The organism is Clostridium simiarum, assembly GCF_018919175.1.
GTDB classification, from domain to species: domain Bacteria; phylum Bacillota; class Clostridia; order Clostridiales; family Clostridiaceae; genus Clostridium_L; species Clostridium_L simiarum.
In genome coordinates this window covers 206,976-218,557 of the sequence record NZ_JAHLQL010000005.1, presented here as the reverse complement: position 1 = coordinate 218,557, position 11,582 = coordinate 206,976, and the positions used below count along the sequence as shown (strand labels likewise).

The following is an 11,582-nucleotide window of genomic DNA, read 5'->3' as shown; positions in this document are numbered from 1 at the left end:
AGAGGGGATCACATATGACATTTTTATCTATATTTATAATAGCTTTAGCATTATCTCTAGATGCATTTGGAGTGGCATTAAGTATAGGTCTTAATTGTAGAATTAAGATTATAAATAAAATTTATTTTTTATTATCCTTTGCCTTTTTTCAATTTTTATTTGCATTTATAGGGGCTTATTCTGGTACCATATTCAATAAATATGTAACTTGTATACCTTCTATTGTGGGGGGGGCTATTGTAGCTATGGTTGGAGTTATGATGATAAAAAATGGTATGGAGGGGAAAGAAGGCTATTTGCTGTTAAATCCTAAGATGTATGTAATATTAGGAATATCAGTTAGCATAGATGCATTAATAGTGGGATTTACTGCTTTAAGTGCTATTGGAAATATTATTATTCTTATGGAAAGTAGCTTATTTATAGGATTAGTTACTTTAATTCTTACATTTATAGCTTTTATAATATCAAAATTTCTTCATAGAATAGAATTTATCTGTAAATACGCAGATTATATAGGGGGTATAATTTTAGTGATTTTGGGATTAAAAATGATGTTTTGGACATGATATTTAAAAAATTCCTACCTTAAATTATAAAATAATTTCTTGATTTTATAATATTATTTGCTATAATATTAGTGCATTTACATATAATAAGTGTAGATGAGGGTGGGAGAGGGAAAAGATGAAAAGGAAAGATAAAATTGAATAGTTTATTTGATTTAAAAGCCAATGAGACTACAACAAGAAAAGAGATAATAGCTGGATTAACCTCATTTTTTGCGGCGGCTTATATAATAGCAGTAAATCCGTCTATTTTGTCAGATGCGGGTATACCTATGGAAGCAGGAGTTATAGCTACAGTATTAGCAACCTTTGTAGGATGCTTATTAACTGCATTTTTGGCTAAAGCCCCTATGATATTAGTTCCTGGTATGGGAATTAATGCTATGTTTTCTTATACTATAGTTAAAACTATGGGATTATCTTGGCAACAAGCATTAGCAGCAGTTTTTATTGCAGGTATACTGTTTTCTGTAGTTGCATTTACAAAACTTGGGGCAATAATTACAGAATCTATTCCAACTTCTTTAAAGGAAGCAATAAATGTTGGAATTGGCCTTATGATTACGTTTATAGGACTTCAAAAAAGTGGCATAATAGTTTCTAATGAAATTACCTTTGTTACTCTTGGAGATCTAAGCAATCCCACAGTATATATAACACTTATAACTCTTGTAATTGCTCTAGTATTATTTATAAAAGATGTTCCAGGAAATTTTCTTATAAGTATGATAGCAGGTACTCTTATTTCCGCAGGTTTTGGACTAGTTGATTTAACTAATGTAACCTTAAGTGGTTTTTCTTTAGAGAGCTATAAAGATGTTATTGGGCATATAGATTTTAGCAATATGTTTTCAAGTTCCTTTATTGTAGCTACATTTTCTATACTACTTGTACTTATATTTGAAAATCTAGGATTGATTCATGGACAGATAAATGTAATGCTACATAAGCCTGAAAAGTTTAAAAAGTCTTTTCAAGCTAGTGCCATATCTGTTATTAATTGTGCATTGGTTGGAACGAGTCCAACGGTAGTTTCTATAGAAGGAGCAGCTGGTATTGCAGCAGGTGGAAAGTCTGGATTAACCTCTTTAGTGGCTGGGATATTATTTTTATTAACTATAGTATTTATGCCAGTTATTAAGATTATACCTAATAGTGCTATAGCTCCAATTTTAATAATAATTGGTAGTTTGATGATTAAAAATGCTTTAAATATAGACTTTAATGATTTTACAGAGGGGTTTCCCGCTTTTTTAATCATAGTTATGGTACCGCTTACTTTTAGTATTGTGGATGGAATGGCCTTTGGATTTGTGGCTTATCCTATAGTAAAGTTTGCAAGTAAAAAGCACAAAGAAGTATCTTTACCTATGTATATAATTTCCATTATGTTTTTAATTAATTTTATATTACATGCTATTGGATAGAAATTAATTAAAAAATTAAGGTAGATTTTAAAAGGATATCCTTTTAAAATCTACCTTTTTAAGTATGGAATTATTTCACTTATGTTTTTTACACTGATCACAGATACCCTTCATTTTTAACTCATGCTCAATTAAAGTAAAACCTGTTTTATTTTTTACAAGTTCCTCTATTTGCTGCATAGGGCACTGAAGTTCCACTTCTTTATGGCAGAGACTACATTCTAACACATGGTTATGCTTATGTTTTTTTAGAACATAATTATACTTGCCTTCTCCAAGATCGAATTTTTCTATTATATGCTTATCTTCAAATAGTTCTAGGGTTCTATATACAGTGGAGAGATTTATATTTATTTTATTTTCTAAGCATTTACTACGAATATAATCTGCTGTAAGCACATCTTCGCTATCCTTAATTATATTAAATATTACTACTCGTGCCTTAGTTACTTTTATAGAGCTATCTTTCAATAAATCTATTGTATTCATAATCCTCACCTACGATATTTTCCTATTAATAATATTATAGTTAATACTAGCACAGAGGTCAAAGCTATGGTTCCTCCTGGAGCTGTGTTTAAGAGAAGAGAAGTAGCAAGACCTACAAATATGTCTATAAATCCAAATATTATGGAAAATATTAATGTCTTTTTAAATCCTAATTTTAACTGCATGGCTGTAGCTACCGGAACTACAATCATAGAGGAAATTACAAGAACTCCTAATATCCTGATGGATACAGAGATAGTGCCAGCAACTATAAGAGTAAATATATAGTTTATTAGGGATACATTTATACCAGAAACCTTAGCTCCTTCTTCATCAAAAGTAACATAAAGTAATTTGTTATATAGAAAGTATATAAGGATTAAGGATAGTATACTTATTGCACCCATCCATATTAAATCAGACTTTGAGACTGTAAGCATGTTTCCAAATAATATAGAGTTTACGTTAGAGCCTGCTTTCCCAGTACTCATTATTAAAATAGCAATACCTATGCTAAGGGTAAGTATTATTGACATCACTAGCTCAGAATATCTTTTATAATAAGTCCTTAAATACTCAATAAGTAATCCGCAAAGGGAAGTAAATGCAAAAGATATAATAAGGGGATTTAATTTTGTCATAAGGCCTAAAGCAATACCTGCAAAAGAGGCATGAGATAAGGTATCACCCATCATTGAGTATCTTTTTAAAACTAGGAATAATCCTACAAAAGGACAGAGAATAGATACAAAGACTCCCGCCACTAATGCATTTTTTATAAATTGATATTGTAACATGTATATTCTACCTTTCCTTATAAACATTTAAGATTTTATTTTTATATTCTTTACAGGTATATAAAATACCATTTCCTGAGCTTAATTCATAAACATTAGTGGAGTTTTCGAGTACTGCATCTAAGTTATGCTCTACAGAAATAACTGTTATGTTTTTTTCTACATTTAATTTTTTTATTATAGAGTATATTTCCTTTTGACTTTGAAGGTCTATGCCTGTAGAGGGCTCATCTAATATCAGCAACTTGGGAGATCCCATAAGAGCTCTTCCTATGAATATTTTTTGTTGCTGTCCCCCAGATAAACTCCCTATTAACTTATTTTTGTATGCTCCCATAGAGACTATATCTAAGCTTTTTTCAATAGAGTTTGCATCATCTATCTTAGATACCTTTTTATGATTAATTAACAGCTCTTTAACGGTAATTGGAAATTGGGAATTGAAGCTATCAAGCTTTTGAGGTACATAGCCAATATTTGAAGTACCTAATTCTATTGATCCTTTAACAGGCTTTAATAATTTTAATATAAGTTTTATCAAGGTGCTTTTAGCGCTACCATTTTCACCTACTATTGAAAAATAACTACCCTCAGGTATATGCAAATTAACATTATCTAAGATGTAAGGCTCAGAACCTTCATAAGAAAAACATAAGTTTTTTATTTGAATCAAGTTTTTCATCTCCTTGTGCTTATAGGTTTAAATAAACATATAAATTTCTATATTAATTTAGGTTAAATAATTCTAAAAGTATAAAAAAGCAATATATTGACAACAATTAACTCATGTATTATTATATACATAATTGCGAATGATTTGCAAGAAATTAATACATATTTAGGAGGGAAAAATGAAAGGTAAATTATATAAGATTATGATTCCGTTATTTCTTTTAGTATTTTTAGTGGGATGTGGAAGTACACAGGATACAGAAAAAACGGATAATAAAGTTGATAAGAGAGTATCTGTAGTTGTAAGTTTCAATGCTATGGCTGAACTTACAAAGGCTATAGGTGGAGATAAGATTGAACTTACTACTATTGTACCAAGTGGAGTAGAAGCTCATGACTTTGAACCAAAACCAAGGGAGATAGCTAGCCTTTCTAAGGCAAGTTTATTTATATATAATGGACTAGGCATGGAGCCTTGGGCAAAGGATATGTTAAAAAGTATAGATAATAAGAATTTACAAATAATAGAAGCTTTTAAAGAGGCAGACTTAATAAAAAATTCAGGAGATGAAATCGGGGAACATGGAGAGTTTGACCCACATGTTTGGCTAAGCCTTAAGGAAGCAAAAGTTCAAGCTAATAATATTAAAGAAGGACTAATTAAAGTTGATTCTAACAATAAGGATTACTACGAAAGTAACTACAAGGAATTTTCTAAAAAAATAGATGACTTAAAAGCAGAATATGAAAAGAAAATAACATCTCTTGAAAGAAAAGACCTTGTAACAGGTCATGCTGCATTTGCATACCTATGTAGGGATTTTGGTCTTCAGCAACATAGTGTAGAAGATGTATTTGCAGAAGGAGAGCCTACTTCTCAAAAGATAAAAGAGTTAATAGATTTAAGTAAAAAAATAAAAATAAAAACAGTTTTTATGGAAGAGAATGCTAGCCCTAAGGTGTCAGAGACCATAGCTAAGGAAGTTGGAGCAAAGGTAGATACTATTAATACCTTAGAGTCAGAAGGAGATTATATTAACACCATGAAAGAAAACTTAGAGAAAATATATAATAGTTTAACGTAAGAGATAATGATATAACAAATGATATTTTAGGATGTTTTAAAATCATAAATAATATATAATAAGTATAACCTTGATAAATTTATCATACTATTCAAGGTGACTTGTTAATTATATTATTTGTTTTAAGGCATCCTAATATTTGTTTTGCAATTAATACATAATAATTAAGTAATACTTTATATTATTAAGGAGGATTAATATGGATTTTTCATCTTTAGTGCTTATGGAAAGAGAAAAAGATACTAATTTATTTTTAAAAGAGTTAGGTAGTTATGAAGTTGGTGAAGGAGCTGTCTATGTAAGAAAGTTGTATTGTATAGATGGGGAAGTCAACCTTTACTTTGATACTAATAAAGATGTAGAGGAGTGGGAGTATTCAGCTATATTTGATCTCTTTGACACAGAAGCTTTTGCTGAAAGGGGATATACAATTGAAGATAAGGATGATGACTATAATCCAACATGGATTGTAAAGTTTCCTTATGACAATGAGCATGAAATAATGGCGGATAAGATAAATGAACTCTGTGATATTATAGATGAGACTATGGAAAAAGTATTTAAAGATATAGAAGATAAAAAAGAAGAGTATATTTAATATTTTCAAATAAATATTAAAACAGAATTTATGAAAAACATATACAGATTTTAAGAATCTTCGTACAATTTCAATGGAAATTAAATATAAGCTATGATACATTATTAATATATAAGCTTTTGTAAGGAGGGTTTTTTTATGGCAGAAGTAAAAAAGTTAAAAACTAGAGACGAAATAGAATCAAAATATAAGTGGAATATAGAAAAAGTTTATGAAGATGTTCAACATTGGGAAAAGGATTTTGAAAAATTAAAAAATCAGGCTCTTAAGCTAAAAGAATTTTCAGGGAAGCTAAAAGATCCTAAAGAATTATTGTCTTACTTAAAGTTAAAAGAAGAGGTTTCTAGATTAGCAGAAATGATATTTGTATATGCACATTTAAGAGCAGACGAAGATACAGCTAATACAACCTTTCAAACTTTAAAAAATAAAATTGATGGATATTTAGCAGAGCTTGGTAGTATGAATGCTTTTTTTGTTCCGGAAATATTATCTCTACCTGAAGAGGAATTAAGAAAGAATATAAAAGAGATAAAAGAATTAAATATGTATGACTTTATGATAGAAGATATATTATTAATGAAGCCACATGTACTTTCTAAAGAATTAGAAGAGGTACTTGCTTCTGTATCAGATTGTCTTGATGCACCATCTAATATATTTGGAATGCTCACTAATGCAGATATGACATTTCCTGTTATAAAGGATGAGGAGGGAAATGAAGTTGAGCTTACAGAGGTTAATTATGGTACATTTATAAGATCAAAAGATAGAAGGGTAAGAGAAGAAGCATTTAAGGCTTTATTTGACACCTATGGTAAATTTAAAAGCACGTTAACAAGCTCTTTAACTTCATCAGTGAAGAATTTCATATTTTCTTCAAAAACTAGAAAATATGAGTCTGCATTAGAAAGTTCATTAAAGCCAAATAATATACCTGTAGAGGTGTATCATAATGCTATAAATACTATAAACAAACATATTGATTCACTACACAGATATGTTAGAGTAAAGAAAAAGTTACTAGGATTAGATGAAATACATATGTATGATCTATATGTTCCAGTAATAGATATACCTAAGGAGCACATCGAGTTTGAAGATGCAGTAAATATAGTAAAAGATGGACTTAAGCCTCTTGGAGAAGAATATTTAAATATATTCCAAGAAGGAGTTAATAAAGGTTGGATAGATGTATTTGAGAATAAGGGAAAAAGGGGAGGAGCATATTCCTGGGGATGCTATGATAGTATGCCTTATGTACTTCTTAATTATAACTATAATATAAATGATGTTTCAACTTTAGCTCATGAAATGGGTCACTCTATTCACTCATATTATTCAAGAAAAGATCAACCATTTATATATGCTAATTATACCTTGTTCTGTGCAGAAGTAGCTTCTACAACTAATGAAGCTCTTTTAATTCATCATTTAATAGATAAAGAGAAGGATGAAAACAGAAAACTTTATTTAATAAATCAAGAATTAGAACAAATAAGAACTACAGTGTTCAGACAGCTTATGTTTGCTGAGTTCGAGCTTGTGGTTCATGAAAGCATTGAAAAGGGAAACCCGTTAAATAACAATGATTTATGCACTATATGGCATGATTTAAATGTTAAGTATTTTGGACCAGACATGATAGTAGATAAAGAAATAGATATGGAATGGGCAAGGATACCTCATTTTTATAGAGATTTTTATGTTTATCAATATGCTACAGGTTATGCAGCTGCAAGTGCTTTTGCTAAATCCATATTAGAAGATGGAGAAAAGGCAGTAGAAAGATATAAGGGATTCTTAAAGAGTGGAGGAAGCGATTATCCTATAAATATACTTAAAAAAGCAGGTGTGGATATGACTACTCCAAAACCTTTAGAAGCAACTATAAATAGATTTAATGAATTATTAGATATGTTAGAAAAATAGATTTTATTGTAAGAAAAAGTGAAGGATTTACTATCCTTCCCTTTTTTTATAATAATATAGTGAAATTATTTGAAGAAAATAGTATAATTATATTGTTATGTAGGGAAAAGAATTATATGAGGTGAGTTATGAGACTGGAATTTATATCAAGAGTTAAAGAAGGGGATACATTAGCTAAAAGTATTTTTTCAGGAGATGGAAAAGTTTTATTAAGAGCAGGAGTTAGTTTAACATATAGCTACATAGAAAAATTAAGGCAATTAGATGTTCTTTATGTCTATGTTGAAGATGAGAGACTTGGAGATTTAGATTTAGAAGATGCTAAACTTAATGAACTAAAATTAAATACTGTAAAAAATATGTCTAACATAATAAAAAAACTTATATCTAACGATAGAGTAGATTTAAGAGAATCTTTAACAAAAGTAGAAGAACTTATGAATTATGTCATAGAGTTTGGGGATGTAAATAAGAGTTTAAATGACATTAAAACTCATGACAATTATACTTTTGTACATAGCATAGATACAGGAATAATGGCCACATTTTTGGGGATAAACATGAATATGAGTAGAGAAGAACTTGTAAACCTAGGGATAGCTGCTACTCTCCATGATATTGGGAAAGTTAAGATTGATAAGGATGTAATAAATAAGCCATCTGCTCTTTCCGATATGGAGTATTTAGAAATGAAGAAACACCCTGTATATGGGGCTGAAATATTAAAATTAAATTCTAATCTTTCTTTAAAAATTATAGATGCTGTATTACAGCATCATGAAAGAGTAGATGGTAAAGGATATCCTTTTGGATTAAAGGGAAATGAAATAACACAAAATGCAAAAATAATATCAGTTTGTGATGTATATGACGCTGTAAGTAATGACAGGTGTTACAGAAGTAAATTTAACCCAAAAGATGCTTATGAACTTATATTAGCTGGTTCTGGCAGTTTCTTTGATAAAGAGGTAGTTATGACTTTTAGGAATACTTTTGCAGTATATCCTCTAGGATGTTGTTTAAGACTTTCTAATGGAGTAGAGGGGTATGTAATAAAACAAAACAAAGGCTTTCCAGATAGACCAGTAGTAAGAGTACTTTATGATAGTGCAACTAGGCGTCCAATCCCATTTCATGAAATAAATTTACTAGAAGAGATAAATATAGGTGTAGAATATACTATTTAAAATATATTAGTACATAAAAAACTCAGCTGAACTTTAAAATTCAGTTGAGTTTTTTTAATTGAAAGTTATTTTTATTCAATCCTTTTTCATATAGAATTTTATAAGATTTAGATATAAGCTCTTCTTTATTTATTCCATCCATAGGGTATTCTACCAAAGTATAAAGTACTTTTATTTCTATTTTATTATTAAATTTATAGTTAGTAAAATCTTTCTTTAGTTTTTCAATCTTGTTTCCAGCATTTAAGCCATCTTGGAGATTAAATATTATTTTTATATCTTCTTTTTTATTACATAATATATAGTCTAAAGAAGATAGGCCTTTAGATATATTCTCAGAAAGGTTTAGTTTTATATTTTCATAAACCTCTATGCCATAAGTATTTAAAATCTCTGCATAGTTTTTTATTTCAACTATAGAAAGACAGAAAAGGTTCTTTTCGCATATGTTTTTATCTAAAATGCTTGAAAAATCTTCATAATTAGTATACATATTTTTTCTACTCACTATTGAAGAAATCTTTTCCTCAGTAAATACACCTACACTTTTGCTTAACTGTTCTAGTAGAAGTATCTCTTTTTTTGAAGGAGAATAATTGTCAAAGGCTATAAGAATACAACCAAGAGTATCCTTTATATTGCTTATAGGAAATATGAGTATGGATTCAATATTAGGATTATGCTTCTTTATGAAAAAATACTTTAAAATATTTTCATTTTTAGTATAAAAATATTTGCCACACTGTATAAGGTCTAAAACGGGATTATTACCTAAATTTTTTATTTTTAGGTTCTCATAGTCAACATTTGCTTCATTTTTATTGCAGATAGGATATATATATTCGTTATTACCAATAAAGTTATATATTCCACAATAATAAAAAGGTACTATAGTCTCTATTGTATTGATAACTGTATATAATTTATTAGTGTAACTAGACTTTGATATCATCTTATTGTAACTTTCAATTAATGAATTAAGAAAAATATTTTCTTGCTTTAGATTTCCTATAGCATTAAAAGTATAACTTAAGAATATTACAAATAAGGTAAATACTATTACTAGGGTATATTGAAAGATTTCATAAAGGTACAAGGTTATATAAGACATAGTGCTAGAAGTTAAAAATATAATAGAAAAATAGTATAGAGCTTTTTTAGATAATATATCCTGGACCTTAGACTTATTTTTTAATAAAGTATCAATTAGTAATAATATATAGTTGAATAAAGTAAAAAATGTAGAAAATAAGAGTATGGATAAAACTAAATTAATGTTACCACTATACATTTCCCTAATAAAAGAAAGGGATCTATGAGAAAATAATAAGGTAAGCATTAATATGGATAAGTTAATTATATATTTATTGTAATTTATATTATTCTTATTTTCTGTAGTTAATATGTCTAATATAGAGGATAATAAGAAACTAATAAGCATTATTAAAATAAGAAGATTCATTTGGAATATAAAGTATAGTATTACTATAATATAATCTTCTAAAGAAAAATAAAGATTGTTTAATTTCATTGAAAACTTTCCTATTATTATGTAAGATAGAATCATTATGGTTATAAATATTAAATCTTCTCCATATAGTTTTTGATTAAAAGGTGGACGTATATAAATTAAAATTATTATAAGTGCGGATAAAATGTAAGTTGTTCTTAGTATTTTAGAGGGCAAGGAATTTATCATACTTCACCTGCTTTCTTTATACTCAGTCTATATTTAATTATACTAGATTTTGTTATATTTATAAATAGGTTAATTCTAGAGGGGAGAGGCTTATGAGAGAGAAATATATTAATAATATTATTTCAGCTTTAATAAAAGAATATGGATTTAATGTGGAAGAGTATGAGATATCAGAAGATAATTCTAAAGATTGGATAGTTATAAGATATGATGAGGGCAGTGCAATTGTAGTTATATTTTCTACATTAAAAGATTTTGCAAAGAAGAATTTTATGGCCTTAGAATATATGAGATCTAAGGGTATTGAGTCTTTAAGCTTGAACAATATAATATTAGATGATTTTAAGGGAGAACCTTTAAATTTATCAGGCGATTATAATTATAATTTTATACTATTAGATTCTGAGGATGGAAAGTTATTGGGACAAAGTCAAGGTATAGAAAATTTTTCTACACTAATTGAAAAAACAGCCCAAGGAAATAAAGATATTAAGGCAAAGAAAAGTGATATAAAAAATTCAATAGTTAGCCATAAAGCTACCTATGCACTTATAATTATAAATATATTAATTTTTATATTATCGGTATACTTGTCTAGAAGTATAGTAGATATAGATATAAGAGTACTATTATTTTTAGGAGCTAAAAACAACATACTTATAAGACAAGGGCAATATTATAGGCTTTTAACTGCTATGTTTTTACATGGAGGACTTTTACATGTAGTATTAAATATGTACGCTCTTAAAGCTACAGGTGAAGTTGTAGAGAGTTTTTATGGAAGAGGAAAGTTTATAATTATATACTTTTTTTCAGGAATTACATCGTCTTTAGCTTCTTATATGTTCTCTAAAAGCACTTCTGTAGGAGCTTCAGGAGCTATCTTTGGGCTTTTAGGAGCTTGCTTAATTTTTGCATTTAAAATGAAGGACAAAATAGGAAAAGGGTTCCTGAAAAATATAATATCAGTTATAGCTGTAAATGTGTTTATAGGAATAAGTATTTCAAATATAGACAACTTTGGGCATATTGGAGGCCTTATAGGTGGAATAATAATTTCATGGATTTTATTTAAAGAGAAATCATAAAAGCTATAGTTTAAAATAATAAATTAGTACAAAAAGAAC

Annotated in this window: 11 protein-coding genes; 7 read left to right on the top strand and 4 right to left on the bottom strand. The window is 28.3% G+C overall.

Features of this window, described 5'->3' with window-relative positions:
- Positions 1 to 14: 14 nt before the first annotated feature.
- Positions 15 to 569: a manganese efflux pump MntP gene (locus tag KQI89_RS14195; RefSeq protein ID WP_216457595.1), complete on the top strand. Its 555-nt coding sequence runs from the start codon at positions 15 to 17 to the stop codon at positions 567 to 569.
- 131 nt (positions 570 to 700) lie between these two features.
- A complete protein-coding gene (locus tag KQI89_RS14190; protein ID WP_343216380.1) occupies positions 701 to 1,996 on the top strand; it encodes an NCS2 family permease in 1,296 nt (431 codons plus the stop codon).
- Positions 1,997 to 2,071: 75 nt separating this feature from the next.
- Here KQI89_RS14190 and KQI89_RS14185 read toward each other — a convergent pair whose 3' ends face one another.
- From KQI89_RS14185 to KQI89_RS14175, 3 genes are read right to left on the bottom strand one after another with little or no spacing between them, the layout of a single operon-like run.
- Positions 2,072 to 2,485 (bottom strand): Fur family transcriptional regulator, encoded by a 414-nt coding sequence (locus KQI89_RS14185; protein ID WP_216457593.1) that lies wholly within the window; start codon positions 2,483 to 2,485, stop codon positions 2,072 to 2,074.
- A gap of 5 nt (positions 2,486 to 2,490) precedes the next feature.
- Positions 2,491 to 3,282: a metal ABC transporter permease gene (locus KQI89_RS14180; RefSeq protein ID WP_216457592.1), complete on the bottom strand. Its 792-nt coding sequence runs from the start codon at positions 3,280 to 3,282 to the stop codon at positions 2,491 to 2,493.
- A 7-nt stretch (positions 3,283 to 3,289) separates the two neighbouring features.
- Positions 3,290 to 3,955 (bottom strand): metal ABC transporter ATP-binding protein, encoded by a 666-nt coding sequence (locus KQI89_RS14175; protein WP_216457591.1) that lies wholly within the window; start codon positions 3,953 to 3,955, stop codon positions 3,290 to 3,292.
- Between the two features lie 178 nt (positions 3,956 to 4,133).
- Between KQI89_RS14175 and KQI89_RS14170 the strand changes: the two genes are divergently transcribed.
- The 4 genes from KQI89_RS14170 to KQI89_RS14155 all read left to right on the top strand — a co-directional run bounded on the left by KQI89_RS14170 (position 4,134) and on the right by KQI89_RS14155 (position 8,756).
- A complete protein-coding gene (locus KQI89_RS14170) occupies positions 4,134 to 5,039 on the top strand; it encodes a metal ABC transporter substrate-binding protein (protein WP_216457590.1) in 906 nt (301 codons plus the stop codon).
- 199 nt (positions 5,040 to 5,238) lie between these two features.
- Positions 5,239 to 5,637: a DUF6762 family protein gene (locus KQI89_RS14165; protein WP_216457589.1), complete on the top strand. Its 399-nt coding sequence runs from the start codon at positions 5,239 to 5,241 to the stop codon at positions 5,635 to 5,637.
- A gap of 138 nt (positions 5,638 to 5,775) precedes the next feature.
- A complete protein-coding gene (gene pepF / locus KQI89_RS14160; protein ID WP_216457588.1) occupies positions 5,776 to 7,569 on the top strand; it encodes an oligoendopeptidase F in 1,794 nt (597 codons plus the stop codon).
- Between the two features lie 128 nt (positions 7,570 to 7,697).
- Positions 7,698 to 8,756, top strand: coding sequence for an HD-GYP domain-containing protein (locus tag KQI89_RS14155; protein WP_216457587.1), 1,059 nt, complete (start codon positions 7,698 to 7,700; stop codon positions 8,754 to 8,756).
- 40 nt (positions 8,757 to 8,796) lie between these two features.
- On the opposite strand, the gene KQI89_RS14150 is transcribed toward KQI89_RS14155, so the two are convergent.
- Positions 8,797 to 10,455 carry a hypothetical protein gene (locus KQI89_RS14150; protein ID WP_216457586.1) on the bottom strand — a complete coding sequence of 553 codons (1,659 nt, stop codon included), beginning with the start codon at positions 10,453 to 10,455 and terminating at the stop codon, positions 8,797 to 8,799.
- A 92-nt stretch (positions 10,456 to 10,547) separates the two neighbouring features.
- Between KQI89_RS14150 and KQI89_RS14145 the strand changes: the two genes are divergently transcribed.
- Complete coding sequence (locus KQI89_RS14145) at positions 10,548 to 11,543, top strand: rhomboid family intramembrane serine protease (protein ID WP_216457585.1); 996 nt, start codon at positions 10,548 to 10,550, stop codon at positions 11,541 to 11,543.
- Positions 11,544 to 11,582: the final 39 nt, after the last annotated feature.

What these genes read in the sequence shown, in the direction of transcription:
- KQI89_RS14170 (WP_216457590.1), top strand. Translation starts at nt 4,134, where the DNA reads ATGAAAGGTAAATTATATAAGATTATGATTCCGTTATTTCTTTTAGTA.
- KQI89_RS14145 (WP_216457585.1), top strand. Translation starts at nt 10,548, where the DNA reads ATGAGAGAGAAATATATTAATAATATTATTTCAGCTTTAATAAAAGAA.
- KQI89_RS14180 (WP_216457592.1), bottom strand. Translation starts at nt 3,282, where the DNA reads ATGTTACAATATCAATTTATAAAAAATGCATTAGTGGCGGGAGTCTTT.
- KQI89_RS14150 (WP_216457586.1), bottom strand. Translation starts at nt 10,455, where the DNA reads ATGATAAATTCCTTGCCCTCTAAAATACTAAGAACAACTTACATTTTA.
- pepF (WP_216457588.1), top strand. Translation starts at nt 5,776, where the DNA reads ATGGCAGAAGTAAAAAAGTTAAAAACTAGAGACGAAATAGAATCAAAA.
- KQI89_RS14195 (WP_216457595.1), top strand. Translation starts at nt 15, where the DNA reads ATGACATTTTTATCTATATTTATAATAGCTTTAGCATTATCTCTAGAT.
- KQI89_RS14155 (WP_216457587.1), top strand. Translation starts at nt 7,698, where the DNA reads ATGAGACTGGAATTTATATCAAGAGTTAAAGAAGGGGATACATTAGCT.
- KQI89_RS14165 (WP_216457589.1), top strand. Translation starts at nt 5,239, where the DNA reads ATGGATTTTTCATCTTTAGTGCTTATGGAAAGAGAAAAAGATACTAAT.
- KQI89_RS14185 (WP_216457593.1), bottom strand. Translation starts at nt 2,485, where the DNA reads ATGAATACAATAGATTTATTGAAAGATAGCTCTATAAAAGTAACTAAG.